Origin of the sequence: Klebsiella sp. AqSCr (assembly GCF_008452795.1) — a bacterium.
Lineage (GTDB): Bacteria > Pseudomonadota > Gammaproteobacteria > Enterobacterales > Enterobacteriaceae > Klebsiella > Klebsiella pneumoniae.
Genome location: NZ_MJDM01000005.1, coordinates 1,155,304 through 1,179,250, shown reverse-complemented (window position 1 = coordinate 1,179,250; position 23,947 = coordinate 1,155,304). Strand labels below are relative to the sequence as shown.

The window sequence follows — 23,947 nt, the reverse complement described above, 5'->3', positions numbered from 1 at the left end:
TGACATGCTGCAAAGGTTGTCTGGATCAGGGAGAGAGGAATGGCGGTACTGGAAGTGTGTTGCTACAGCATGGCGTGCGCCCGGGAGGCTGAGCGCTGCGGCGCCGATCGTATTGAGCTCTGCGCCGCGCCGCAGGAAGGGGGATTAACCCCCTCTTATGGGGTGCTGGTCTCGGCCCGCGAGGCGATTACTCTCCCGGTGCATCCGATCGTTCGCCCGCGCGGCGGCGATTTCTGCTACACCGAGGAAGAGTTCGCCGCGATGCTTAACGATATTCGCATGGTGCGGGATCTGGGCTTCCCCGGGCTGGTGACCGGCGTGCTGGATGCTGATGGCCAGGTCGATATCCCGCGGATGAAAAAAATAATGGCCGCGGCGGGGCCGCTGGCGGTGACCTTTCATCGGGCGTTCGATCTGTGCGCCGACCCGCGTCAGGCCTGGAAAACGCTGGGTGAGCTGGGGGTCAAACGTATCCTGACTTCCGGTCAACAATCCTCGGCGGAGAAAGGTATTTCATTAATTACGGAACTTATTGCCGCAGGGGATACTCCAATCATTATGGCCGGTGCGGGAGTCCGCGCCGCGAACCTGCCGCTGTTTCTGCAGGCGGGGGTGAAAGAGGTCCATAGCTCGGCTGGTCACTGGTTGCCGTCGGAAATGCGCTTTCGTCATCCGGGCGTTTCGATGTCAGCCGATCCCGATGCCGATGAATACAGACGCTACGCCGTGAATGGCGCAGCGGTGGCGGAGATGAAAAGGATTATCTCCGCCTGGAGAAGTTAAACGGTTTTTTGCTGCACATCATGTCGCCCAATATGATGATTGCCCGTACCAGGCCCCTGCCCATTAAACAGGGGCCTTTTTTTATCTCGCTTTTTTCGCCAGCGACTGCTGGGTTTCCGGTTTGGTGGCAATGATCACAGCCCGTAATGGCGCCGGATAGCCTTCCACCGTTTTGCGCTGATCCTGTGGGTCGAGGAAATCGGCCAGCGATTCGGTCGTCATCCATTCGGTGCGTCGCTGCTCCTCTGTCGAGGTGACGCAGGCGTCGACGATGCGCACGTCAATAAACCCGCACTTCTCCAGCCACATTTTCAGGGCCGCCGCCGAGGGGATAAAATAGACGTTGCGCATTTGCGCATAGCGGTCGCCCGGAACCAGCACCGTATTTTCATCTCCTTCAACCACCAGCGTCTCCAGCACCAGCTCGCCCCCTGGCGCCAGCTGATCTTTCAGCTGCCACAGATGGTCCAGCGGCGAGCGGCGGTGGTAGAGCACCCCCATCGAGAACACGGTGTCGAAGGCCTCCAGCGCCGGCAGCTGCTCGATGCCCAGCGGCAGCAAATGCGCCCGCTGGTCGTTACCGAGCAGCTTACGCACCGCTTCAAACTGGCACAGGAACAGCTGGGTGGGATCGATACCGACCGCCAGATGTGCGCCGGCGCCGATCATCCGCCACATGTGATAGCCGCTGCCGCAGCCCACGTCGAGGATAGTCCGGCCAGTGAGATCGGACAGGTGCGGCAGAACGCGCTCCCATTTCCAGTCGGATCGCCATTCGGTATCGATATTGATGCCGTACAGCGAATAAGGGCCTTTGCGCCACGGCATCAGGTTTTTAAGCAGATTTTCGATCCGCCGCTGATGGCCTTCGCTGAGCGGCGTTTCGCTCTCGGCGGTGACGCTGTGCAGAAGATCCAGACGCCAGGGCGTTAACTCCGGCAGAAATTCTACGGCGCGCTCCCATTCACGAAACTTGCCGTGCAGGGCATCGCGCTGCCAGGCGGCTACCTGGGCAGGCAGCGTCTCCAGCCAGTGAGACAGCGGGCTTTTGGCGATCAGCTGATAGAAGTTACTGAAGTCGATCATGCCTGCTCCCCGGCTTTCACGGCCACCAGCGAGCCAAAGTTAAAGCACTGGAACCACAGTTCGGCATGTTCAAACCCAGCCTGACGCAGGCGGGCTTTATGGGTTTCGACAGAGTCCGTCAGCATCACATTTTCCAGCATGCTGCGTTTCTGGCTGATCTCCAGTTCGCTGTAGCCGTTGGCGCGCTTAAAGTCATGATGCATATTGAACAACAGTTCGCCAACGTGGGCGTCTTCGAAGCTGAATTTTTCCGAGAGCACCAGCGCGCCGCCCGGATTCAGCCCCTGATAGACTTTATTGAGGATCGCCTGGCGATCGCCCGGCTCAAGGAACTGAATAGTAAAGTTCAGGATCACCAGCGAGGCGTTTTCAATGGTCACGTCGCGGATATCCCCTTCAATCACTTCGACCGGCGTCGGCGCTTTATAAGCGTCAATATGGCGACGGCAGCGCTCCACCATCGCGGGCGAGTTATCGATAGCGATAATGCGACAGCCCGGATGGCTAATATTGCGGCGCACGGAGAGGGTGGCGGCGCCCAGCGAACAGCCAAGATCGTAAACCTGAGTGTTGGGCTGAACGAAGCGCTCGGCCAGCATGCCGATCATCGAGATGATATTGGAGTAGCCGGGCACAGAACGCTGGATCATATCGGGGAAGACTTCAGCAACCCGTTCATCAAAGGTCCAGTCGCCGAGGCTGGCAATCGGCGCGGAAAAAAGCGTATCGCGGTGAGACATAACGTTAAACCCGAAAAAACGAAAACGGCGTATTGTGCGCTAACGGAGGGAGAAAACCAACTCCCAGGGCATATACCAGAGATTGGCCAGCACCATTAGCAACAACGCGCACCAGGTGGCGCTCATGCCGGAGCGGCGCCAGTAGTAGACGCGGTGATGAAAGCCCCAGGAGTGCATCAGTCGCCCGACAATCAATAAAATCCCGCAAACGTGCACCATCCAGGTCTGAGCGCCGTTCATCTCCATAAATAACAGCAAAATGAGGCCAATCGGCACATATTCGACGGCATTGCCGTGAACGCGGATGGCAACCTGCAGCTCGCTAAAGCCGCCGTCACCGTAGCCTACATGGTATTGGGTGCGCAGACGCACCACGTCAAATGAGAACTTCACTAACAATAACGCACCTAAAACGGCATACAGCGCGCTGACCATACGAAAACTCCCTTTAACTCTGGCAGATGGCTCCGGATATGATAGCAGGATATCAGAAAAGAGAAGATTGCTGCGGAATCGACGGCGCATTTCCTGCCGCCGGCAGGGCAGCGCGCAGGTCACCCCACAGGGTATCCACCAGCGCCGGGGCGAAGGCAATGTCCGGAGTATGCAGGAACAACCACGGGGTCCCCGACTGATGCCACTTCGCCAGGGTCTGAAGCCAGACGCGAAACAGTTCCCGGTTATGGGCCATATCGTCACCGCCGATAAAGCGCACCATTGGCTGTCGGGCGGTCATCACCGCATGTACCGGCACCTTCGGTTTCTTTTGTTGGGCATCGATCATCGCCGGACTGGTGGCCGCAGCGCTATGGACCGGGCGGCTGTCGAGGATCACGCGGTTGACGTTACGCTCGTGCAGCCCGCGGTTGAGCTGCTGTTCCGCTTCCCCTTTGGCGAAAAACTCGGGATGACGAACTTCGACGCCGTAGGTGAAATCCTTCGGCAGTCCGTCGAGAAAATGCCATAGCGCGGGGAGATCGCGAGGACCGAACGTCGCCGGCAGCTGCAGCCAGTACTGGCCGATGCGCGAGGCCAGCGGCGCCAGGCGGGCAAAAAATTCACTGCTTAACTCGTCGCAATGGCGCAGGGCGGCCTGGTGCGAGATGGTGGCCGGAAATTTGAAGCAGAAGCGGAAGTCATCGTGAGTCTGTTCGTACCAGCGGGCGACAATCTCCGGCTTTGGTAGCGCATACAGGGTGGTGTTGCCCTCCACGCAGTTAAAGTGGCGGGCGTACTCTTCAAGGCTGGTGATGCCAAGGCGCACCCATTTCGGGTGCGACCACTGGGGAAGCCCAATATAAATCATAGCGCCGTGAGGATCTCCTCGGTACTGCGCACCCGGCCGATGCGCGGGAAAATATGCGTCATACTGCCCTGATGCTGCTCGGCGGAGGCGGCGCTGCAGGCATCTTCAGCGATGACCAGGTTAAAACCCAGCTCCCAGGCATTGCGGGCGGTGGATTCGACGCCGATGTTGGTGGAGATGCCGCAGAGAATAATGGTGTCGATCCCGCGGCGGCGCAGCTGAAGCTCAAGGTCGGTGCCATAGAACGCGCCCCACTGGCGTTTGGTCACTTCGATATCGCTCTCCTGCTTACCCAGCGTGGCCGGGTAGGTCCACCAGTTTTCGGGCAGCGTATGCGCCCCGGCCTGAGCGTCGACAGGCTGTTTCAGCGCTTCGGCGAAATCGGCCGACCAGCCCACGCGGACCATGATGACCGGCGAACCCTGTTGCCGGCACTTGTCTGCCAGGCGAGCGGCGCGCGCCACCACCTCGTCAGCCCGATGCGGGCCGCCGGCGAAAGGCAGAATGCCTTCCTGCAGATCGATTACCACCAGCGCCGTGTTTTTTGCATTGAGTTCTAACATGGTATCCCCGTATCTTCATCTGTTGTCAGGCGGCTACAATACCTTTGCGGCTTCAGCAAAAGAGTAACAAATTTTGTTAATTTATGTGAGTGTGGACGTTAAGCGCGCAGCAAAGCAGCGTACATCGTGCGTCGGACTTATCGAACGACAGAATTTCCAGTATAATAGCCGCCTTTTTTCATTCAGTTGTGACATCAGCTAAAGCTGCGACCTCGTCGCCTGCAGGGCAGACGACAATCCGCCGACGGCTAAGTTAAGGGATATCTCATGCGTACAGAATATTGCGGACAGCTTCGACAGTCCCACGTTGGGCAGCAGGTGACTCTGTGTGGTTGGGTCAACCGCCGTCGCGATCTCGGTAGCCTCATTTTTATCGATATGCGCGACCGCGAAGGCATCGTTCAGGTGTTTTTCGATCCGGATCGTGCGGATGCGTTGAAGTTAGCCTCTGAACTGCGTAATGAGTTCTGCATTCAGGTCACTGGCACCGTTCGCGCGCGTGAAGAGAAAAACATCAACGCGGACATGGCCACCGGCGCTATCGAAGTGCTGGCTTCCGATCTGACGATCATTAACCGCTCAGAATCGCTGCCGCTGGACTCCAATCACGTCAACACCGAAGAAGCGCGTCTGAAATACCGCTACCTCGACCTGCGTCGTCCGGAGATGGCGCAGCGCCTGAAAACCCGCGCGAAAATTACCAGCTTTGTGCGCCGCTTTATGGACGACCATGGCTTCCTCGACATCGAAACCCCGATGCTAACTAAAGCCACCCCGGAAGGCGCCCGCGATTACCTCGTGCCTTCCCGCGTGCACAAAGGCAAATTCTACGCGCTGCCGCAGTCGCCGCAGCTGTTCAAACAGCTGCTGATGATGTCCGGCTTCGATCGCTACTATCAGATCGTCAAATGCTTCCGCGATGAAGACCTGCGTGCCGACCGTCAGCCTGAATTCACCCAGATCGACGTGGAAACCTCCTTTATGACCGCGCCGCAGGTGCGTGAGATCATGGAGGCGATGGTGCGTCAGCTGTGGCTGGAAGTGAAAGGCGTCGACCTGGGCGAGTTCCCGATCATGACCTTCGCCGAAGCCGAACGTCGCTATGGCTCCGATAAACCGGATCTGCGTAACCCGATGGAGCTGGTGGACGTCGCCGACCTGCTGAAGTCTGTGGAATTCGCGGTCTTTGCCGGCCCGGCCAACGATCCGAAAGGGCGCGTGGCGGCCCTGCGCGTCCCGGGCGGGGCCTCTCTGACCCGCAAGCTGATTGACGAATACGGCAACTTTGTGAAGATCTACGGCGCGAAAGGGCTGGCCTATATTAAAGTGACCGAGCGTGCCAAAGGCATGGACGGGATCAACAGCCCGGTGGCCAAATTCCTGACCGCTGAAATCGTGGAAGCGATCCTTGACCGCACCGGCGCGCAGGATGGAGACATGATCTTCTTCGGCGCCGACAACAAGAAAGTAGTGGCCGACGCGCTGGGCGCGCTGCGTCTGAAGCTGGGTAAAGACCTGAGTCTGACTGACGAGAGCAAATGGGCGCCGCTGTGGGTGATCGACTTCCCGATGTTCGAAGACGACGGCGAAGGCGGCCTGACGGCGATGCACCATCCGTTCACCTCGCCGAAAGATATGACCGCGGATGAGCTGAAAGCCGCCCCGGAAGAGGCTGTAGCCAACGCCTACGATATGGTTATTAACGGTTATGAAGTCGGCGGCGGTTCGGTGCGTATCCACCGCGGCGAGATGCAGCAGACCGTATTTGGTATTCTGGGCATTAACGAACAGGAACAGCGTGAGAAATTCGGCTTCCTGCTGGATGCGCTGAAGTACGGTACGCCGCCGCATGCAGGTCTGGCCTTCGGTCTTGACCGTCTGACCATGCTGCTGACCGGTACCGATAACATCCGCGACGTTATCGCTTTCCCGAAAACCACTGCGGCCGCCTGCCTGATGACCGAAGCGCCAAGCTTCGCCAATCCGGCGGCGCTCGGTGAGCTGGGTATTCAGGTTGTGGAGAAAGAGGCAAAAGCGTCTCTGGAGAACAAGTAATATGTCATTTAAGCTGCCCGTTTCGGTGCTGGTGGTGATTTACGCCGAAGATACGAAACGGGTGCTGATGTTGCAGCGGCGCGACGATCCCGCGTTCTGGCAGTCGGTCACCGGCAGCCTGGAAGCTGGAGAGACCGCGCTGCAGGCCGCCGCGCGTGAAGTAAAGGAAGAGGTCGCCATTGACGTTGCCTGCGAGCAACTGACCTTAATCGACTGTCAGCGCACGGTGGAGTTCGAGATATTTTCTCATTTGCGTCATCGCTATGCGCCGGGTGTAGAGCGCAATACGGAATTCTGGTTCTGTCTTGCGCTGCCTCATGAGCGGGAGATTACTTTCACCGAACATCTGGCCTATCGCTGGGTCAGCGCGACGGAAGCCGCTGCGCTGACCAAGTCGTGGAGCAACCGGCAGGCGATTGAAGAATTTGTAATTAACGCCGCCTGAAAGGGCGCGCTTTTTGGAGAGTTTTTTATGGCAGGTCATAGTAAATGGGCCAACACCAAACACCGCAAAGCGGCACAGGATGCCAAACGCGGTAAAATCTTTACGAAAATCATTCGCGAGCTGGTCACCGCCGCGCGTCTGGGCGGCGGCGATCCGGCTTCCAACCCGCGTCTGCGTGCGGCCGTTGATAAAGCGCTGTCTAACAACATGACTCGCGACACCCTGAACCGCGCCATCGCGCGCGGCGTCGGCGGCGATGAAGACGCGAACATGGAAACCATCATTTATGAAGGTTACGGCCCTGGCGGCACCGCGGTGATGGTGGAATGTCTGTCCGACAACCGTAACCGTACCGTTGCGGAAGTGCGTCACGCCTTCACCAAAACCGGGGGTAACCTCGGCACCGACGGTTCCGTCTCCTACCTGTTCAGCAAGAAAGGCGTTATCTCCTTCGAGAAAGGCGATGAAGACACTATCATGGAAGCGGCGCTGGAAGCAGGCGCAGAAGACGTGGTGACCTATGACGACGGCGCCATCGACGTCTACACCGCCTGGGAAGAGATGGGCGCCGTGCGCGACGCGCTGGAAGCCGCCGGCCTGAAAGCCGACGCTGCCGAAGTCTCAATGATTCCGTCCACCAAAGCGGATATGGATGCCGAGACGGCGCCGAAGCTGCTGCGTCTGATCGATATGCTCGAAGACTGCGACGACGTGCAGGAAGTGTACCATAACGGCGAGATCTCCGACGAGGTCGCAGCCACCCTGTGATGCAGCCGCATCCACGGTTAACCGGAGGCGCGTGATGGCTATTATTCTCGGCATTGACCCGGGGTCGCGCGTTACCGGTTATGGCGTGATCCGCCAGGTTGGGCGGCAGCTGAGCTATCTGGGCAGCGGATGCATCCGCACCAAAGTGGACGATCTGCCGTCGCGGCTGAAGCTGATCTACGCCGGGGTGACGGAGATCATCACCCAGTTCCAGCCCGACTATTTCGCCATTGAGCAGGTCTTTATGGCCAAGAATGCCGACTCGGCGTTAAAGCTCGGGCAGGCGCGCGGGGTGGCGATCGTCGCAGCGACCAATCAGGCGCTGCCGGTGTTTGAATACGCCGCCCGTCAGGTCAAGCAGACCGTGGTCGGGATTGGCAGCGCCGAAAAGAGCCAGGTCCAGCATATGGTGCGCACCTTGCTCAAGCTGCCCGCCAATCCGCAGGCGGATGCGGCGGATGCGCTGGCGATCGCCATCACCCATTGCCATGTCAGCCAGAATGCCGCTCAGATCAGCGAAACCCGGCTCAATCTGGCGCGGGGGCGCTTACGATAATCGCAAATCAGGCTGGATATCTATCCAGCCTTTTTTTATGATACCGCCTGATACTTAGACCATAACGCAGGAGCCCCACGTGATAGGCAGACTCAGAGGCATCATTCTCGAAAAACAACCCCCGCTGGTGTTGCTGGAAACGGCGGGCGTCGGCTATGAAGTGCATATGCCAATGACCTGCTTCTATGAGCTGCCGGAGGCCGGGCAGGAGGCGATCGTCTTCACCCACTTTGTGGTGCGTGAAGATGCCCAGCTGCTGTATGGGTTTAACAACAAACAGGAACGTACCCTGTTTAAAGAGCTGATTAAAACCAACGGCGTGGGGCCCAAGCTGGCGCTGGCGATCCTCTCCGGCATGTCGGCGCAGCAGTTCGTCAACGCCGTTGAACGGGAAGAGGTCGCCTCGCTGGTGAAGCTGCCGGGGATTGGCAAAAAAACCGCTGAACGTCTGATCGTTGAGATGAAAGACCGCTTCAAAGGGCTGCACGGCGACCTGTTCACCCCGGCGGCCGATCTGGTGCTGACCTCGCCGGCAGGCCCAACGGCGGACGATGCCGAGCAGGAAGCGGTTGCCGCGCTGGTCGCGCTGGGCTATAAACCGCAGGAGGCCAGCCGGATGGTCAGCAAGATCGCGCGTCCGGACGCCAACAGTGAAACGCTAATTCGCGAAGCGCTGCGCGCTGCGTTGTGAGGTAAGGGATGATTGAAGCAGACCGGCTGGTATCGGCAGACAGCAGCGGCTTTGAAGAGGCCGCTGACCGCGCCATCCGCCCAAAATTGCTGGCAGAGTATGTCGGCCAGCCGCAGGTGCGTTCGCAGATGGAGATCTTTATCCAGGCGGCGAAGCTGCGCGGCGACGCCCTCGATCACCTGCTGATTTTTGGCCCGCCAGGGTTGGGGAAAACCACCCTGGCCAATATCGTCGCCAATGAAATGGGGGTGAATCTGCGTACCACCTCCGGCCCGGTGCTGGAGAAGGCGGGCGACCTCGCCGCGATGCTCACCAACCTCGAACCGCACGATGTACTGTTTATCGATGAGATCCATCGCCTCTCGCCGGTGGTGGAAGAGGTGCTCTATCCGGCAATGGAAGACTACCAGCTGGATATAATGATTGGCGAAGGTCCCGCGGCGCGTTCCATCAAGATCGATCTGCCGCCGTTTACCCTGATCGGCGCCACCACCCGCGCCGGTTCGTTGACCTCGCCGCTGCGCGACCGCTTTGGCATCGTGCAGCGTCTGGAGTTCTATCAGATCCCCGATCTGCAGCATATTGTCAGCCGCAGCGCCCGCCATATGGGGCTGGAGATGAGCGACGAGGGCGCGCTGGAAGTAGCCCGCCGTTCACGCGGCACGCCGCGTATTGCCAACCGTCTGCTGCGCCGGGTGCGTGACTTTGCGGAAGTGCGCCACGACGGCACCATCTCCGCCGATATTGCCGCCCAGGCGCTGGATATGCTTAACGTCGATGCGGAAGGGTTCGACTATATGGACCGTAAGCTGCTGCTGGCGGTGATAGATAAGTTCTTTGGCGGCCCGGTGGGGCTGGATAACCTCGCCGCCGCGATTGGCGAAGAGCGGGAAACCATTGAAGATGTACTGGAGCCCTACTTAATTCAGCAGGGCTTTCTGCAGCGTACGCCGCGGGGAAGAATGGCGACGGTGCGCGCCTGGAATCATTTCGGGATTACGCCGCCGGAAATGCCGTAGCGCGTTGCGGTTGAGCAGTTCATGGTGAAGCCCGGTCAGCAGAGTGACCGGGCTTTTTCATTTTCAGCTGGCGGCTTTTTTCGTCATGCTGAGAATAAACAGCACCGCGGCGCAGAGCACCACCGACGGCCCGGCCGGGGTATCATAGAAAGCCGAGAAGGTTAACCCGCCGGTAACGGCCAGCATGCCCACGCCCACCGCCACGGCGGCCATCTGCTCCGGCGTACGGGCAAAACGGCGGGCGGTGGCGGCCGGGATAATCAGCAGGGAAGTAATGATCAGCGCCCCGACGAACTTCATCGCCACGCCGATAGTCAGGGCGGTGACCAGCATCAACAGCAGCTTGACCCGCTGCAGCTCCACGCCGTCGACAAACGCCAGGTCCGGACTGATGGTCATCGCCAGCAGATTCCGCCACTGCCAGAGCAGAATGCCAATCACAATCACCACGCCAATGGCAATGGCGATCAGGTCCTGCGGCGTAACCGCCAGCAGATCGCCGAACAGGTACGCCATCAGATCGACGCGGACGTTAGACATCAGACTGACCACCACCAACCCCAGGGACAGCGCGCTGTGCGCCATGATGCCCAGCAGGGTATCGATCGCCAGATGCGGTCGTTTTTCCAGCCACACCAGCCCGCCGGCCAGCAGCAGGGTCACGGCGATCACCGCATAGAACGGATTGACGTTAAGCAATAAACCGAAAGCGACGCCGAGCAGAGACGCATGCGCCAGCGTGTCGCCGAAATAAGACATGCGGCGCCAGACCACAAAGGAGCCCAGCGGACCAGCGGCGCAGGCCAGCATCATCCCGGCAAGCCAGCCAGGTAACAGAAGTTCAATCATTAGCGGCTGTTTCCCCGACGCAGTACAATTCGCCCCTGAAGGTCGTGGCGGTGATTATGGTGGTGGCGGTATATCCCCAGCTGTTCCGCGCCGCGCGGGCCGAACATGGAGATAAACTCCGGGTGCATGGAGACCACCTCCGGTGCGCCAGAGCAGCAGATATGCTGGTTCAGGCACAGAACTTCGTCGGTTTTGGCCATCACCAGATGCAGATCGTGGGATACCATTAGCACCGCGCAGTCCAGTTCATGGCGCAGCTGGTTGATAAGATCGTAGAGCGCCACCTGGCCGTTGACGTCAACACCCTGGGTCGGTTCATCCAGCACCAGCAGCTGCGGACGGTTGAGCAGGGCGCGGGCCAGCAGTACGCGCTGCGTTTCGCCGCCGGAGAGCTTTTGCATCGGCGCATCGATCAGATGCCCCGCCTGCACGCGCTTCAGCGCCGGCAGGATGTCGTCTTTACGGGTGCCCGGGCGCAAACGCAGGAAGCGGCTGACGGTCAGCGGCAGCGTGGCGTCCAGATGCAGTTTCTGCGGCACATAGCCGATGCGCAGGCGTGCGTCACGCTTGATAACACCCTCTGTCGGTGCTACCAGCCCGAGGACCACCCGCACAAGGGTCGATTTGCCGGCGCCGTTGGGGCCCAGCAGGGTTAAGATTTTGCCTGGCGTGAGAGCCAGCGAGATGTCAGACAACACGCGGCGTTGGCCAAAGGCCACCGAGACATTTTCCAGCGTTACAAGGTTTGTCATAGTAATTTAGGGGTTGCACAAGCTAGTGAATGTTATAATATCACATCACACTCACTTATTTCGATGACTAGACGCATTATGTTACATAAAAATACGCTTCTTTGCGCTGGACTTGGCGCTGTTTTTTTGTTCGCGCAGGTACCGCTGGCCAGCGCCGCCGTGGTGACTTCTATGAAACCGCTGGGCTTTATTGCGGCGGCCATCGCCGATGGGGTGACCGAGACCCAGGTGCTGCTGCCCGATGGCGCCTCCGAGCATGATTATTCCCTCCGTCCTTCTGATGTAAAACGCTTACAGAACGCAGACTTAGTGGTGTGGATTGGTCCGGAAATGGAAGCCTTTATGGATAGGTCGACGCAAAGCATTGCGGCGAATAAAAAGGTGACGATTGCCGAGCTGGATGGGGTCAAACCGCTGCTCATCACCGGGGCGGACGACGATGACGATCACCATGGTCATGACCATGGCGCAGCAGAAAAAGGTGACGGCGATCACCATCACGGTATTTACAATATGCATCTGTGGTTATCCCCAGAGATAGCGCGGCTTTCGGCGGTTGCAATCCACGATAAATTATTGGAACTTATGCCGCAGAGTCGAGCCAAACTCGACAGCAACCTGCAGCAGTTCGAGACCGCGCTGGCGGCGACCGACAAGCAGGTGAGCAATGAGCTGGCACCGCTGAAAGGGAAGGGCTATTTCGTTTTTCATGACGCCTACGGTTACTTTGAAAAACACTACGGTTTGACCTCGCTGGGGCACTTTACCGTCAACCCTGAAATACAGCCCGGTGCGCAGCGTTTACACGAAATCAGAACACAACTGGTTGAGCAGAAAGCCACTTGCGTTTTTGCTGAGCCACAGTTCAGGCCAGCGGTTATCGAAGCTGTTGCCCGGGGCACGTCTGTGCGCATGGGGACCCTGGATCCACTGGGGACAGGAATTACGCTGGGTAAAACGAGTTACCCGCAATTCCTCACCCAACTGGCGAATCAGTATTCGAGCTGCCTGAAAGGAGATTAACGAGGAAGTGAATACGTGCAACAGATAGCCCGCGCTGTCACTCAGGCATTCAACAATCTGCCACGACCTCATCGCGTCATGCTGGGGTCGCTTAGCGTTCTTACCTTAGCGGTCGCCGTCTGGCGACCCTACATTTACCACCCGGAATCCGTCCCCATCGTCAGAACCATTGAACTGGAAAAAAGCGAGATCCGTTCCCTGCTGCCGGAAGCCTCCGAGCCGATCGACCAGGCCCCGCAGGAAGAAGAAGCCATTCCTCAGGATGAGCTCGACGAAAAAGCCAATAGCGATGCCGGCGGGCACGAATACGTGGTGTCGACCGGCGATACGCTCAGCAGCATCCTGAACCAGTACGGTATCGATATGGGCGATATCGCCCAGCTTTCCTCCGCCGATAAAGAGCTGCGCAACCTGAAGATTGGCCAGCAGCTCTCCTGGACCCTGACCGCCGACGGCGATCTGCAGAGCCTGACCTGGGAGATGTCCCGCCGCGAGACCCGCACCTATACCCGTGTGGATAACGGTTTTAAAATGAGCAGCGAGCTGCAGAAAGGCGATTGGGTCAACAGCGTGCTGAAGGGCACCGTCGGCGCCAGCTTTGTCTCCAGCGCGCGTGATGCCGGGCTGACCAGCACGGAAATCAACGCGGTGATCAAGGCCATGCAGTGGCAGATGGATTTCCGTAAGCTGAAGAAAGGCGACGAATTCTCGGTATTGATGTCGCGCGAAATGTTCGACGGCAAACGTGAGCAAAGCCAGTTACTCGGCGTGCGTCTTCGCTCTGACGGTAAGGATTACTATGCCATCCGCGCCGAAGACGGCAAATTCTACGACCGCAACGGGACGGGTCTGGCGAAGGGCTTTATGCGCTTCCCAACGGCGCGTCAGTTCCGCGTCTCCTCTAACTTTAATCCGCGTCGTCTGAACCCGGTCACCGGCCGCGTCGCGCCGCACCGTGGCGTCGATTTCGCGATGCCGCAGGGAACGCCAGTGCTGGCGGTGGGCGATGGTGAAGTAGTCGTGGCCAAACGCAGCGGCGCTGCCGGGTATTACGTCGCGATACGCCACGGTCGCACCTATACCACTCGCTACATGCACCTGCGTAAGCTGTTAGTGAAGCCGGGGCAGAAAGTGAAGCGCGGGGATCGCATTGCGCTGTCGGGGAATACCGGACGCTCTACCGGGCCACACCTGCACTACGAAGTGTGGATCAACCAGCAGGCGGTCAACCCGCTGACGGCTAAGCTGCCGCGTACCGAAGGGCTGAGCGGTTCCGACCGGACCGACTATCTGGCGCAGGTCAAAGAGGTCGTTCCGCAGCTGCGGTTTGACTAACCACCGGTCAGTGGAAAGCCGGTGCCCCAGGGCGCCGGCTTTTTCTTTTGTAGGATACCCGACGTCTCGCTACACTATCCCATTATCTTGATTAAGCAGTCGATCTGCGGATTGGGCATGGAAACGAAAAAAAATAATATTGAGTTTATCCCTAAGTTTGAAAAATCCTTTTTACTGCCGCGCTACTGGGGCGCCTGGCTGGGGGTCTTTGCCTTCGCCGGTATTGCGCTGACGCCGCCATCCTTTCGCGATCCGCTCCTCGGCAAACTCGGTCGTCTGGTAGGGCGTCTGGCGAAAAGCTCGCGCCGCCGGGCGCAGATTAATTTGCTGTACTGCTTCCCGGAAAAAAGCGAGTACGAGCGGGAAGCGATTATCGACGCCATGTATGCCTCGGCGCCGCAGGCGATGGTGATGATGGCCGAGCTGGGCCTGCGCGATCCGCAGAAAATCCTTGCCCGCGTCGACTGGCAGGGGAAAGCGATCATCGACGAGATGCAGCGCAATAATGAGAAGGTTATTTTTCTCGTTCCGCATGCATGGGGTGTGGATATCCCGGCGATGCTGATGGCCTCCGGCGGGCAGAAGATGGCGGCGATGTTCCATAACCAGGGTAACCCGGTGTTCGATTACGTGTGGAATACCGTGCGTCGTCGTTTTGGCGGGCGTATGCACGCGCGCAACGATGGGATCAAACCGTTTATTCAGTCGGTGCGCCAGGGCTACTGGGGCTACTATCTGCCCGATCAGGATCACGGCGCCGAACACAGCGAGTTTGTGGATTTCTTTGCCACCTACAAGGCCACGCTGCCGGCGATTGGCCGCTTAATGAAAGTATGCCGCGCCCGCGTCGTACCGCTGTTCCCGGTCTACGATGGCAAGACGCACCGCCTGACGGTGCTGGTGCGCCCGCCGATGGACGATCTGCTGGACGCTGACGATACGACCATCGCCCGGCGGATGAACGAAGAAGTGGAAGTGTTTGTTAAGCCGCACACCGAGCAGTATACCTGGATCCTGAAGCTGCTGAAAACGCGCAAGCCGGGTGAAATCGAGCCCTATAAACGCAAAGAGCTGTTCCCGAAAAAGAAATAAAAAAAGCCTCCGTCAGGAGGCTTTTTTATCTCTACCGTGCTTACTCGACGGTGAGGATACGGGTGGTGTTGGTGCTGCCGATGGTGCTCATCACGTCACCCTGGGTAACGACCACGAGGTCGCCGGAGACCAGATAGCCTTTGTCCCGCAGCAGATTGACGGCGTCGTGCGCGGCGGCCACCCCGTCATTCTGGCTGTCGAAGAACACCGGCGTCACCCCGCGGTAGAGGGCGGTCAGGTTCAGGGTGCGCTCGTGGCGGGAGAGGGCGAAAATCGGCAGACCGGAGCTAATGCGCGAAGTCATCAGCGCGGTACGGCCCGATTCGGTCATGGTGATGATGGCGGTGATGCCTTTCAGGTGGTTGGCGGCATACATCGCCGACATGGCAATCGCTTCTTCCACGTTGTCGAACTGGACGTCCAGACGGTGTTTGGAGACGTTGAGGCTAGGGATTTTTTCCGCGCCCAGACACACGCGCGCCATCGCGGCCACGGTTTCCGAAGGATACTGACCGGCGGCGGTCTCCGCGGAGAGCATCACCGCATCGGTACCATCCAGCACGGCGTTGGCCACGTCCATCACTTCCGCGCGAGTCGGCATCGGGTTGGTGATCATCGACTCCATCATCTGGGTGGCGGTGATGACGGAACGGTTCAGCTGACGGGCACGACGGATCAGCGCTTTCTGGATGCCCACCAGCTCAGGATCGCCGATCTCGACGCCGAGGTCGCCACGGGCAACCATTACCACATCGGAGGCGAGGATCACGTCGTCCATCGCATCCTGATCGCAAACCGCTTCGGCACGCTCAACTTTGGCGACGATTTTCGCATCGCAGCCGGCATCGCGCGCCAGGCGACGGGCGTAGTTCAGGTCTTCGCCGCAGCGCGGGAAAGAGACGGCCAGGTAGTCGACGCCGATTTTAGCGGCGGTGACGATATCAGCTTTATCTTTGTCGGTCAGCGCTTCGGCAGACAGGCCGCCGCCCAGCTTGTTGATCCCTTTGTTGTTGGACAACGGGCCGCCGACGGTCACTTCAGTGAACACTTTCATCCCCTGAACTTCGAGGACTTTCAGCTGCACGCGACCATCGTCGAGCAATAAGATATCGCCCGGCACGACGTCCGCCGGCAGGCCTTTATAGTCGATCCCGACTTTCTCTTTGTCGCCTTCGCCTTTGCCAAGGTTTGCGTCGAGCAGGAATTTATCGCCGACGTTGAGGAAAATTTTGCCTTCTTTGAAGGTCGATACGCGAATTTTTGGTCCCTGGAGGTCGCCGAGGATGGCCACATGACGGCCCAGTTTTGCCGCAATCTCACGCACTTTGTCGGCACGGAGCTGATGATCTTCCGGGGTGCCGTGAGAGAAGTTCATACGTACTACGTTTGCGCCCGCGGCGATAACCTTTTCCAGGTTGTTATCGCGGTCAGTTGCCGGGCCTAAGGTAGTAACGATTTTGGTTCTGCGAAGCCTTCTGGACATGTAATACTCCGTTGACTGATACAACTTTGGTGTTGCGTGAACATGGATTCGGTAGCGCCAGCCTGCAACGTCGCACAGCCGGATCGTTATCGAAGGTGTAATGGGGTACTGCTTGTTATCAACTTTTATTGATTATCACTGGGTACGAATGGTTCTTTATCAAAACGCGATTCCTTCAGCGCTTCCTTGACCCTCTTCAAGTTATCTCTGAATTTTGCCCCCCGACGCAAGGTAAAGCCAGTCGCCAACACGTCAATGACGGTCAACTGGGCCAAACGGGAGACCATCGGCATATAGATGTCGGTATCTTCCGGCACATCAAGGGTAATGGCGAGCGTGGCTTCCCTGGCTAGCGGCGTACCGGCGGAGGTGAGCGCGATCACCATGGCATCGTTTTCACGAGCCAGCTGCGCCAGCTCCACCAGGCTCTTGGTTCTTCCGGTATGCGAGATAATCACCACCACATCATCGTCATCGCAATTCATACAGCTCATGCGTTGCAGGACAATGTCGTCGGAATAGATGACCGGCACGTTAAAGCGGAAAAATTTGTTCATCGCGTCGTGAGCGACCGCCGCTGAGGAGCCGAGGCCGAAAAAGGCGATTTTTTTTGCCTGAGTCAGCAGATCCACCGCGCGATTTACCGCCGACATGTCGAGAGAATGGTGCACCTGATCTAAACTCGCCATGGCCGATTCGAATATTTTTCCCGTGTATGACTCAACGCTGTCGTCTTCATCGACATTCCGGTTAACATAGAGCGTGCCGTGCGCAAGGCTCTGGGCCAGATGCAGTTTGAAGTCAGGGAATCCGCGGGTTTCGAGACTACGGCAGAAGCGATTGACGGTCGGTTCGCTAACCCCGGCCTCAAGGGCGAGGGCGGCGATGCTCGAATGAATGGCCTGCTCGGGGGTGGCGAGGATCACTTCCGCCACTTTGCGTTCAGATTTGCTAAGGTGTTCCAGTCGGGACTGGATTTTTTCCAGCATGTTCATTAGTAACAGGGCGCTCATCAATGGAAACGATTTCATTAATGGGTGAAATCATTGGGCGTTTTAGCAAGAATATACCCCTCCGCAAGCGCAAGCGGTGAGGAATGACGTGAAATGATGTTGTTTTTTTTCATTACATGATCAGGGTCGTATTTTACTGACCTGAACCAGGTACAAACAACGAACAATAACGGCCGAATGCCCAAATCATCGCCGAATGTTTTCACCCTGTGCGGTTTTACCGCCGCAAACGAAGGGGAAGGCTTTCGGGAAATACGTAAACACAGTACAGTGCAGTGTAAGAAAATTACAAATATAGCCTGGCAAAAGCACCAGACTATCAACTGAGGAGAATGACATGGCGGTAACGCAAACGGCCCAGGCATGCGACCTGGTCATTTTCGGCGCGAAGGGCGACCTGGCGCGGCGTAAATTGTTGCCTTCCCTGTATCAGCTTGAAAAGGCGGGCCAGATCCACGCTGACACCAGAATCATTGGCGTCGGCCGTGCCGACTGGGATAAAGCGGCTTATACCAAAGTCGTGCGCGAAGCGCTGGAAACCTTCATGAAGGAAAAAATTGATGAAGGTTTGTGGGATACCCTGAGCGGACGCCTGGAGTTCTGTAATCTTGACGTCAATGACACCAGCGGCTTCACCCGCCTGGGTGAGATGCTGGATCAAAAGAACCGTGTCACCATCAACTATTTCGCCATGCCGCCGAGCACCTTTGGCGCGATCTGTAAAGGGCTGGGCGAAGCGAAGCTTAATGCCAAGCCAGCGCGCGTGGTCATGGAAAAACCGCTCGGCACCTCGCTGGAAACCTCCCGTGAAATCAACGACCAGGTCGGCGAGTTTTTTGAAGAGTGTCAGGTCTACCGTATCGACCACTATCTCGGTAAAGAGACGGTCCTCAACCTGCTGGCGCTGCGCTTCGCCAACTCCCTGTTCGTCAATAACTGGGACTGCCGCACCATCGATCACGTCGAAATCACCGTCGCGGAAGAGGTGGGTATTGAAGGGCGCTGGGGTTACTTCGACCAGGCCGGGCAGATGCGCGACATGATCCAGAACCACCTGCTGCAGATCCTGTGCATGATTGCCATGTCGCCGCCGTCCGATCTCAGCGCCGACAGCATCCGTGATGAAAAGGTCAAGGTGCTGAAATCCCTGCGCCGTATTGACCGCTCCAACGTGCGCGAGAAAACCGTTCGCGGCCAGTATACCGCCGGCTTTGCCCAGGGCAAAAAAGTGCCTGGCTATCTCGAAGAGGAGGGGGCCAACAAGACCAGCAACACCGAAACCTTCGTGGCGATCCGAGTCGATATCGATAACTGGCGCTGGGCTGGCGTACCGTTCTATCTGCGCACCGGCAAACGTCTGCCGACCAAATGCTCAGAGGTAGTGGTTTACTTCAAAACCCCGGAACTGAATCTGTTTAAAGAGACCTGGCAGGAGCTGCCGCAGAACAAGCTGACCATTCGCCTGCAGCCGGACGAAGGGGTAGATATCCAGGTACTGAACAAAGTGCCGGGCCTCGATCATAAACATAACCTGCAGATCACTAAACTGGATCTGAGCTATTCCGAGACCTTTAACCAGACGCACCTGGCCGATGCCTATGAACGTCTGCTGCTGGAGACCATGCGTGGCATCCAGGCGCTGTTCGTTCGCCGCGACGAAGTAGAAGAGGCGTGGAAATGGGTTGACTCCATTACCGAAGCCTGGGCAGCCGACCGCGATGCGCCGAAACCCTATCAGGCCGGGACCTGGGGACCGGTTGCGTCGGTGGCCATGATCACTCGCGACGGTCGTTCATGGAACGAGTTCGAGTAAGGCTGGAGGCTAATCCGTCAGGGTTATTTTACCGGTAACATGATCTGACGCAGAAAGTCGCACGCTTTTTAATCTTTTAAGCCCCGTGAGGATTCACCCACGGGGCTTTTTTTATTACACTGCCTGCAGACATTTTGCCCCTGAGCGCTGGTGTTTGTGGCCTTTACCACGTCAACACGTCATCACGCAGCGGCCGGACAGATAAAAATTTGAGGAGCCTTTATGAATTCGACAATGTTACGGGTAACAAATCGCATTATCGAACGGTCGCGTGACACCCGCGCGGCTTACCTCGCAAGGATTAACCAGGCCAAAACCGACACCGTGCATCGTGCGCAACTGGCCTGCGGCAATCTGGCTCACGGATTCGCGGCCTGCCAGGCTGACGACAAAGCCTCCCTGAAGAGCATGTTGCGCAACAACATTGCCATCATCACCTCCTACAACGACATGTTGTCCGCTCACCAGCCCTATGAACACTACCCGGAGATCATCCGCAAAGCGCTGCACAGCGCCAATGCGGTCGGCCAGGTCGCCGGCGGCGTGCCGGCGATGTGCGACGGCGTAACGCAGGGGCAGGACGGGATGGAGCTTTCACTCCTGAGCCGCGAGGTGATCGCTATGTCCGCCGCCATCGGCCTGTCGCATAACATGTTCGACGGGGCCCTGTATCTCGGGGTCTGCGATAAAATTGTTCCCGGTCTGACCATGGCGGCGCTCTCATTTGGCCATCTGCCGTCGGTCTTTATTCCCTCCGGTCCGATGGCCAGCGGCCTGCCGAATAAAGAGAAGGTTCGCATTCGCCAGCTGTATGCAGAAGGGAAAGTTGACCGTATGGCGCTCCTGGAGTCCGAAGCCGCCTCTTATCACGCGCCGGGGACCTGTACTTTCTACGGAACGGCGAACACCAACCAGATGGTGGTCGAATTTATGGGCATGCAGCTGCCGGGCTCGTCCTTTGTCCATCCGGATGCTCCGCTGCGGGAAGCACTGACCGCCGCCGCCGCGCGCCAGGTCACCCGCATGACCGGCAACGGCAATGAGTGGATGCCGCTGGGCAAAATGTTTGACGAAAAAGTGGTGGTCAACGGCATCGTGGCGCTGCTGGCGACCGGTGGCTCCACCAACCACACTATGCACCTGGTGGCGATGGCCCGCGCGGCGGGAATTATCATTAACTGGGACGATTTCTCCGACCTGTCAGACGTGGTGCCGCTGCTGGCGCGCCTCTATCCCAACGGCCCGGCGGATATCAACCACTTCCAGGCGGCAGGCGGCGTTCCGGTACTGGTGCGCGAGCTGCTGAAAGGCGGCCTGCTGCATGAGGATGTTCACACCGTGGCCGGCTTTGGCCTGTCGCGCTACACCCTGGAGCCATGGCTGAATAACGGCGAGCTGGACTGGCGCGAAGGGGCGACAGCGCCATTGGACGACCAGGTCATCGCGACCTTTGAAAAACCATTCTCCCGCCACGGCGGCACCAAGGTGCTGAGCGGCAACCTGGGACGCGCGGTGATGAAAACTTCGGCGGTCCCGGTGGAGAACCAGGTGATTGAAGCGCCGGCGGTGGTATTTGAGAGCCAGCACGACGTGTTGCCGGCCTTTGAAGCGGGGCTGCTGGACAAAGACTGCGTGGTGGTGGTCCGTCATCAGGGGCCAAAAGCGAACGGGATGCCAGAATTACATAAACTTATGCCGCCACTTGGTGTATTATTGGACCGCCGTTTCAAAATAGCGCTGGTGACCGATGGCCGACTCTCTGGCGCCTCCGGTAAAGTTCCGTCTGCCATTCACGTCACGCCTGAAGCGTATGATGGCGGCTTGCTGGCGAAAGTGCGCGATGGCGATCTTATTCGCGTTAACGGACAGACGGGGGAACTGACGCTGCTGGTGGATGAGGCCGAACTGGCGGCGCGTCAGCCGCATATCCCTGACCTCAGCGCGTCGCGCGTGGGAACCGGTCGGGAGATGTTTGGGGCGCTGCGTGAGAAGCTCTCTGGCGCGGAGCAGGGCGCAACCTGCATCACTTTTTAAGACGATTTAATTTCTAGATCTGGCGAGAGAAAATCCTGATGAAAAACTGGAAAACAACAGCAGAAGCAATCCTCACCTCCGGTCCGGTTGTCCCGGTTATCGTAGTGAAAAAGCTGGAACACGCGGTACCGATGGCGAAAGCGCTGGTGGCGGGCGGCGTTCGCGTGCTGGAAGTTACCCTGCGCACCGAGTGCGCCCTGGAGGCGATCCGCGCGATTGCCAAAGAAGTTCCGGACGCGATTGTCGGCGCGGGCACGGTTACCAACGTTGAGCAGTTGAAAGCGGTAACGGAAGCCGGCGCGCAGTTCGCTATCAGCCCGGGTCTTACCGAATCCCTGCTGAAAGCGGCGACCGAAGACGGCACCATCCCGCTGATCCCGGGGATCAGCACGGTATCTGAGCTGATGCTGGGTATGCAGTATGGCCTGAAAGAGTTTAAATTCTTCCCGGCGGAAGCCAACGGCGGCGTGAAAGCCCTGCAGGCGATTGCGGGTCCGTTCGGCCACATTCGTTTCTGCCCGACCGGCGGTATCTCTCCGGCCAACTACCGTGACTACCTGGCGCTGAACAGCGTACTGTGCATCGGCGGTTCCTGGCTGGTGCCAGCCGACGCCCTCGAAGCCGGCGACTACGATCGCATCACCACCCTCGCGCGAGAAGCGGTGGAAGGCGCGAAATAAACCACGCCTCCAGGTCAACAACCCGGTCTGCGGCAACGCGACCGGGTTTTTTTGTCTTTACCCTTCGACGATGACCGCCGCGGCGGCGGCTTTAGCCCGCGCCACGGCTTCCTCAACCGAATCGGCGACGGCGAGGGTTACCCCCAGGCGGCGGGTACCGTCAATCTCCGGCTTGCCGAACAGACGCAGCTGCAGGCCAGCCCCGACGGCCGACTGCAGCTGGCCAAAGCTGACGTTCTGGCTGGACAACTGCGGAAGGATCACCGCGGAGGCGGCCGGACCATACTGGCGGATAGCGCCGACGGGTAGCCCGAGGAAGGCGCGAACGTGCAGGGCGAATTCCGAGAGATCCTGGGAGATAAGCGTCACCATCCCGGTGTCGTGTGGTCGCGGGGAGACTTCGCTGAAGATCACCTCGTCGCCGCATACGAACAGCTCCACGCCAAACAGACCATAACCTCCCAGCGCCAGCACCACCTCGCGGGCGATGGCCTGGGCACGCTCGAGGGCCAGGTCGCTCATCTGCTGCGGCTGCCAGGACTCGCGGTAATCGCCGTCTTCCTGACGATGGCCAACCGGAGCGCAGAAATGCACGCCATCGACAGCGCTGACGGTGAGCAGGGTGATTTCGAAATCGAAGTTCACCACCCCCTCGACGATCACCCGTCCGGCGCCAGCGCGGCCGCCCTGCTGCGCATAGCGCCAGGCTTCGCTGAGCTGGTCAGCCGAGCGGATAAAGCTCTGGCCTTTGCCGGAGGAGCTCATCACCGGTTTAACGATGCATGGCAAACCGATCTCGGTAACCGCCGCGCGGAAGCCTTCTTCGCTGTCGGCAAAACGATAGCAGGAAGTGGGAAGCTGCAGCTCTTCCGCCGCCAGGCGGCGAATGCCTTCGCGGTTCATGGTGAGCTTTGCCGCCCGCGCCGTGGGGACCACTTTCTGCCCGGCCTGTTCCAGTTCGACCAGGGTGTCGGTAGCGATAGCTTCGATCTCCGGCACGATGTAATCGGGTTTTTCCTGTTCAATCAGGGCGCGCAGGCTCTCGCCGTGCAGCATATTGATGACGTGGGCGCGGTGGGCGACCTGCATCGCCGGGGCATCGGGGTAGCGGTCTACGGCGATGGTTTCAATGCCCAGACGCTGACATTCAATAGCGACTTCTTTACCCAACTCGCCGGAACCTAACAACATAACTTTGGTGGCTGCCGGGCGCAGCGCGGTGCCTAATACAGTCATAACTCTCATCCGCAGTAAAAATAGATGGCAGCGATTATAAACGAAAACGTTTGCGTATGTCTTTACGCGCGTAACGCGCGTGAGTTGAGTCCGGGAGGGAAATTTGCTATACTGTATAAAAATACAGTGTTGAGAGGCTGCAGTATGGCGGTTGAAATTAAATATGTGGTGATCCGCGAAGGTGAGGAAAAAATGTCTTTTGCCAGCAAAAAAGAGGCCGACGCTTACGACAAAATGCTCGATCTGGCAGAGGTGCTGAATGACTGGCTGGTGGCATCGCCGCTGGAGATGGATGACGTCCAGCGCGATACCATGGCGATGTGGCTGGCGGAGCGTAAAGAAGCGCTGCAGCATATCCTGCGAGTTGGCCGACTGCCGGAGCAAGAGACGCCCGCACAGGACGCCTCCGCGCCGTCGGCTACCGCCGAGACTTCTCCGGCGGGTGATGACGCCGTGCCGGCGGCCAAAGCGCGCAAAGCCAAGGCAGCCTGAACGCTGGCGGTCAGTCACTGGTCGGTCGGCTCCGATGCTGCCGTCGCACGTACCTTTGCGCATCTTTAGCCATATCTAACATTTCCTGACATCGCGTCGTTTAGGCTGATAACAGTGTTTGTCACCTGAGAGG

25 protein-coding genes are annotated in these 23,947 nt (G+C 58.5%); 15 read left to right on the top strand and 10 right to left on the bottom strand.

The genetic code is table 11. The annotated features are described in order from the left end of the window. Positions 1–39 precede the first annotated feature (39 nt). A complete protein-coding gene (cutC, locus tag BHE81_RS09695) occupies positions 40–783 on the top strand; it encodes a copper homeostasis protein CutC (RefSeq protein WP_004145568.1) in 744 nt (247 codons plus the stop codon). A gap of 81 nt (positions 784–864) precedes the next feature. Here the strand turns inward: cutC and cmoB are convergent, their stop codons facing one another. Genes cmoB through BHE81_RS09670 form a run of 5 tightly spaced genes read right to left on the bottom strand, consistent with a single transcriptional unit; the run spans position 865 to position 4,478 of the window. Continuing rightward, positions 865–1,869 carry a tRNA 5-methoxyuridine(34)/uridine 5-oxyacetic acid(34) synthase CmoB gene (cmoB, locus tag BHE81_RS09690; RefSeq protein ID WP_004151451.1) on the bottom strand — a complete coding sequence of 335 codons (1,005 nt, stop codon included), beginning with the start codon at positions 1,867–1,869 and terminating at the stop codon, positions 865–867. Further along, on the bottom strand, positions 1,866–2,609 hold the full coding sequence (gene cmoA / locus BHE81_RS09685) for a carboxy-S-adenosyl-L-methionine synthase CmoA (protein ID WP_002911486.1): 744 nt from the start codon (positions 2,607–2,609) through the stop codon (positions 1,866–1,868). Before cmoA ends, cmoB begins: the two co-directional genes overlap by 4 nt. Positions 2,610–2,648: 39 nt before the next feature. After that, on the bottom strand, positions 2,649–3,044 hold the full coding sequence (locus BHE81_RS09680) for an MAPEG family protein (protein ID WP_002911484.1): 396 nt from the start codon (positions 3,042–3,044) through the stop codon (positions 2,649–2,651). A gap of 52 nt (positions 3,045–3,096) precedes the next feature. Beyond that, a complete protein-coding gene (locus BHE81_RS09675) occupies positions 3,097–3,915 on the bottom strand; it encodes a DUF72 domain-containing protein (protein WP_002911483.1) in 819 nt (272 codons plus the stop codon). Next, complete coding sequence (locus tag BHE81_RS09670; RefSeq protein ID WP_004145564.1) at positions 3,912–4,478, bottom strand: hydrolase; 567 nt, start codon at positions 4,476–4,478, stop codon at positions 3,912–3,914. Before BHE81_RS09670 ends, BHE81_RS09675 begins: the two co-directional genes overlap by 4 nt. Positions 4,479–4,745: 267 nt before the next feature. Here BHE81_RS09670 and aspS point away from each other — a divergent pair, with 267 nt between their 5' ends. From aspS to ruvB, 6 genes are all read left to right on the top strand, one after another. Further along, positions 4,746–6,533 (top strand): aspartate--tRNA ligase, encoded by a 1,788-nt coding sequence (gene aspS, locus BHE81_RS09665; RefSeq protein WP_002911479.1) that lies wholly within the window; start codon positions 4,746–4,748, stop codon positions 6,531–6,533. 1 nt (position 6,534) lies between these two features. Continuing rightward, a complete protein-coding gene (gene nudB / locus BHE81_RS09660) occupies positions 6,535–6,978 on the top strand; it encodes a dihydroneopterin triphosphate diphosphatase (RefSeq protein ID WP_002911477.1) in 444 nt (147 codons plus the stop codon). 27 nt (positions 6,979–7,005) lie between these two features. Then, positions 7,006–7,746, top strand: coding sequence for a YebC/PmpR family DNA-binding transcriptional regulator (locus BHE81_RS09655; RefSeq protein WP_002911459.1), 741 nt, complete (start codon positions 7,006–7,008; stop codon positions 7,744–7,746). Between the two features lie 34 nt (positions 7,747–7,780). After that, the gene (ruvC, locus tag BHE81_RS09650; RefSeq protein ID WP_002911456.1) at positions 7,781–8,302 is read left to right on the top strand and encodes a crossover junction endodeoxyribonuclease RuvC; all 522 of its coding nucleotides are present in this window, start codon (positions 7,781–7,783) and stop codon (positions 8,300–8,302) included. 79 nt (positions 8,303–8,381) lie between these two features. Further along, positions 8,382–8,993: a Holliday junction branch migration protein RuvA gene (ruvA, locus tag BHE81_RS09645; protein WP_002911454.1), complete on the top strand. Its 612-nt coding sequence runs from the start codon at positions 8,382–8,384 to the stop codon at positions 8,991–8,993. An 8-nt stretch (positions 8,994–9,001) separates the two neighbouring features. After that, positions 9,002–10,012 carry a Holliday junction branch migration DNA helicase RuvB gene (gene ruvB, locus BHE81_RS09640; RefSeq protein WP_004148860.1) on the top strand — a complete coding sequence of 337 codons (1,011 nt, stop codon included), beginning with the start codon at positions 9,002–9,004 and terminating at the stop codon, positions 10,010–10,012. A gap of 63 nt (positions 10,013–10,075) precedes the next feature. On the opposite strand, the gene znuB is transcribed toward ruvB, so the two are convergent. Together znuB and znuC are read right to left on the bottom strand one after the other, a co-directional pair. Then, positions 10,076–10,861 (bottom strand): zinc ABC transporter permease subunit ZnuB, encoded by a 786-nt coding sequence (gene znuB / locus BHE81_RS09635; RefSeq protein ID WP_110246368.1) that lies wholly within the window; start codon positions 10,859–10,861, stop codon positions 10,076–10,078. Then, positions 10,861–11,580, bottom strand: coding sequence for a zinc ABC transporter ATP-binding protein ZnuC (znuC, locus tag BHE81_RS09630; protein ID WP_004197828.1), 720 nt, complete (start codon positions 11,578–11,580; stop codon positions 10,861–10,863). The genes znuB and znuC overlap by 1 nt, the downstream gene beginning before the upstream one ends. Positions 11,581–11,691: 111 nt before the next feature. On the opposite strand from znuC, the gene znuA reads away from it, so the two are divergent. The 3 genes from znuA (at position 11,692) to lpxM (ending at position 15,063) form a co-directional block, all read left to right on the top strand. After that, positions 11,692–12,636: a zinc ABC transporter substrate-binding protein ZnuA gene (gene znuA, locus BHE81_RS09625; RefSeq protein WP_016946464.1), complete on the top strand. Its 945-nt coding sequence runs from the start codon at positions 11,692–11,694 to the stop codon at positions 12,634–12,636. Positions 12,637–12,651: 15 nt separating this feature from the next. Next, a complete protein-coding gene (gene mepM / locus BHE81_RS09620; protein WP_110246367.1) occupies positions 12,652–13,971 on the top strand; it encodes a murein DD-endopeptidase MepM in 1,320 nt (439 codons plus the stop codon). 117 nt (positions 13,972–14,088) lie between these two features. Further along, positions 14,089–15,063, top strand: a complete 975-nt coding sequence (gene lpxM, locus BHE81_RS09615) for a lauroyl-Kdo(2)-lipid IV(A) myristoyltransferase (RefSeq protein WP_004175421.1) — start codon at positions 14,089–14,091, stop codon at positions 15,061–15,063. A 40-nt stretch (positions 15,064–15,103) separates the two neighbouring features. Here lpxM and pyk read toward each other — a convergent pair whose 3' ends face one another. After that, the gene (gene pyk, locus BHE81_RS09610; RefSeq protein WP_002911440.1) at positions 15,104–16,546 is read right to left on the bottom strand and encodes a pyruvate kinase; all 1,443 of its coding nucleotides are present in this window, start codon (positions 16,544–16,546) and stop codon (positions 15,104–15,106) included. Positions 16,547–16,671: 125 nt separating this feature from the next. After that, the gene (locus BHE81_RS09605; RefSeq protein WP_004145555.1) at positions 16,672–17,577 is read right to left on the bottom strand and encodes a MurR/RpiR family transcriptional regulator; all 906 of its coding nucleotides are present in this window, start codon (positions 17,575–17,577) and stop codon (positions 16,672–16,674) included. A gap of 159 nt (positions 17,578–17,736) precedes the next feature. Between BHE81_RS09605 and BHE81_RS09595 the strand changes: the two genes are divergently transcribed. The 4 genes from BHE81_RS09595 to BHE81_RS09580 all read left to right on the top strand — a co-directional run bounded on the left by BHE81_RS09595 (position 17,737) and on the right by BHE81_RS09580 (position 22,086). Beyond that, positions 17,737–17,886: a hypothetical protein gene (locus BHE81_RS09595; protein ID WP_004145554.1), complete on the top strand. Its 150-nt coding sequence runs from the start codon at positions 17,737–17,739 to the stop codon at positions 17,884–17,886. A 10-nt stretch (positions 17,887–17,896) separates the two neighbouring features. Beyond that, complete coding sequence (zwf, locus tag BHE81_RS09590; RefSeq protein ID WP_002911427.1) at positions 17,897–19,372, top strand: glucose-6-phosphate dehydrogenase; 1,476 nt, start codon at positions 17,897–17,899, stop codon at positions 19,370–19,372. Between the two features lie 222 nt (positions 19,373–19,594). Beyond that, positions 19,595–21,406 (top strand): phosphogluconate dehydratase, encoded by a 1,812-nt coding sequence (gene edd, locus BHE81_RS09585; protein WP_002911425.1) that lies wholly within the window; start codon positions 19,595–19,597, stop codon positions 21,404–21,406. A 38-nt stretch (positions 21,407–21,444) separates the two neighbouring features. Beyond that, entirely contained in the window at positions 21,445–22,086 is a 642-nt protein-coding gene (locus tag BHE81_RS09580) for a bifunctional 4-hydroxy-2-oxoglutarate aldolase/2-dehydro-3-deoxy-phosphogluconate aldolase (protein WP_002911423.1), read from the top strand. A gap of 57 nt (positions 22,087–22,143) precedes the next feature. Here the strand turns inward: BHE81_RS09580 and purT are convergent, their stop codons facing one another. After that, on the bottom strand, positions 22,144–23,322 hold the full coding sequence (gene purT / locus BHE81_RS09575; RefSeq protein ID WP_009307537.1) for a formate-dependent phosphoribosylglycinamide formyltransferase: 1,179 nt from the start codon (positions 23,320–23,322) through the stop codon (positions 22,144–22,146). A 144-nt stretch (positions 23,323–23,466) separates the two neighbouring features. Here purT and BHE81_RS09570 point away from each other — a divergent pair, with 144 nt between their 5' ends. Continuing rightward, entirely contained in the window at positions 23,467–23,814 is a 348-nt protein-coding gene (locus tag BHE81_RS09570; protein WP_004175424.1) for a YebG family protein, read from the top strand. Positions 23,815–23,947 lie beyond the last annotated feature (133 nt).

What these genes read in the sequence shown, in the direction of transcription:
- ruvB (WP_004148860.1), top strand. Translation starts at nt 9,002, where the DNA reads ATGATTGAAGCAGACCGGCTGGTATCGGCAGACAGCAGCGGCTTTGAA.
- edd (WP_002911425.1), top strand. Translation starts at nt 19,595, where the DNA reads ATGAATTCGACAATGTTACGGGTAACAAATCGCATTATCGAACGGTCG.
- BHE81_RS09605 (WP_004145555.1), bottom strand. Translation starts at nt 17,577, where the DNA reads ATGAAATCGTTTCCATTGATGAGCGCCCTGTTACTAATGAACATGCTG.
- cmoB (WP_004151451.1), bottom strand. Translation starts at nt 1,869, where the DNA reads ATGATCGACTTCAGTAACTTCTATCAGCTGATCGCCAAAAGCCCGCTG.
- znuB (WP_110246368.1), bottom strand. Translation starts at nt 10,861, where the DNA reads ATGATTGAACTTCTGTTACCTGGCTGGCTTGCCGGGATGATGCTGGCC.
- purT (WP_009307537.1), bottom strand. Translation starts at nt 23,322, where the DNA reads ATGACTGTATTAGGCACCGCGCTGCGCCCGGCAGCCACCAAAGTTATG.
- BHE81_RS09570 (WP_004175424.1), top strand. Translation starts at nt 23,467, where the DNA reads ATGGCGGTTGAAATTAAATATGTGGTGATCCGCGAAGGTGAGGAAAAA.
- cmoA (WP_002911486.1), bottom strand. Translation starts at nt 2,609, where the DNA reads ATGTCTCACCGCGATACGCTTTTTTCCGCGCCGATTGCCAGCCTCGGC.
- ruvC (WP_002911456.1), top strand. Translation starts at nt 7,781, where the DNA reads ATGGCTATTATTCTCGGCATTGACCCGGGGTCGCGCGTTACCGGTTAT.
- cutC (WP_004145568.1), top strand. Translation starts at nt 40, where the DNA reads ATGGCGGTACTGGAAGTGTGTTGCTACAGCATGGCGTGCGCCCGGGAG.
- aspS (WP_002911479.1), top strand. Translation starts at nt 4,746, where the DNA reads ATGCGTACAGAATATTGCGGACAGCTTCGACAGTCCCACGTTGGGCAG.
- BHE81_RS09655 (WP_002911459.1), top strand. Translation starts at nt 7,006, where the DNA reads ATGGCAGGTCATAGTAAATGGGCCAACACCAAACACCGCAAAGCGGCA.
- znuA (WP_016946464.1), top strand. Translation starts at nt 11,692, where the DNA reads ATGTTACATAAAAATACGCTTCTTTGCGCTGGACTTGGCGCTGTTTTT.
- BHE81_RS09680 (WP_002911484.1), bottom strand. Translation starts at nt 3,044, where the DNA reads ATGGTCAGCGCGCTGTATGCCGTTTTAGGTGCGTTATTGTTAGTGAAG.
- pyk (WP_002911440.1), bottom strand. Translation starts at nt 16,546, where the DNA reads ATGTCCAGAAGGCTTCGCAGAACCAAAATCGTTACTACCTTAGGCCCG.
- BHE81_RS09580 (WP_002911423.1), top strand. Translation starts at nt 21,445, where the DNA reads ATGAAAAACTGGAAAACAACAGCAGAAGCAATCCTCACCTCCGGTCCG.
- BHE81_RS09670 (WP_004145564.1), bottom strand. Translation starts at nt 4,478, where the DNA reads ATGTTAGAACTCAATGCAAAAAACACGGCGCTGGTGGTAATCGATCTG.
- nudB (WP_002911477.1), top strand. Translation starts at nt 6,535, where the DNA reads ATGTCATTTAAGCTGCCCGTTTCGGTGCTGGTGGTGATTTACGCCGAA.
- BHE81_RS09595 (WP_004145554.1), top strand. Translation starts at nt 17,737, where the DNA reads ATGCCCAAATCATCGCCGAATGTTTTCACCCTGTGCGGTTTTACCGCC.
- zwf (WP_002911427.1), top strand. Translation starts at nt 17,897, where the DNA reads ATGGCGGTAACGCAAACGGCCCAGGCATGCGACCTGGTCATTTTCGGC.
- BHE81_RS09675 (WP_002911483.1), bottom strand. Translation starts at nt 3,915, where the DNA reads ATGATTTATATTGGGCTTCCCCAGTGGTCGCACCCGAAATGGGTGCGC.
- lpxM (WP_004175421.1), top strand. Translation starts at nt 14,089, where the DNA reads ATGGAAACGAAAAAAAATAATATTGAGTTTATCCCTAAGTTTGAAAAA.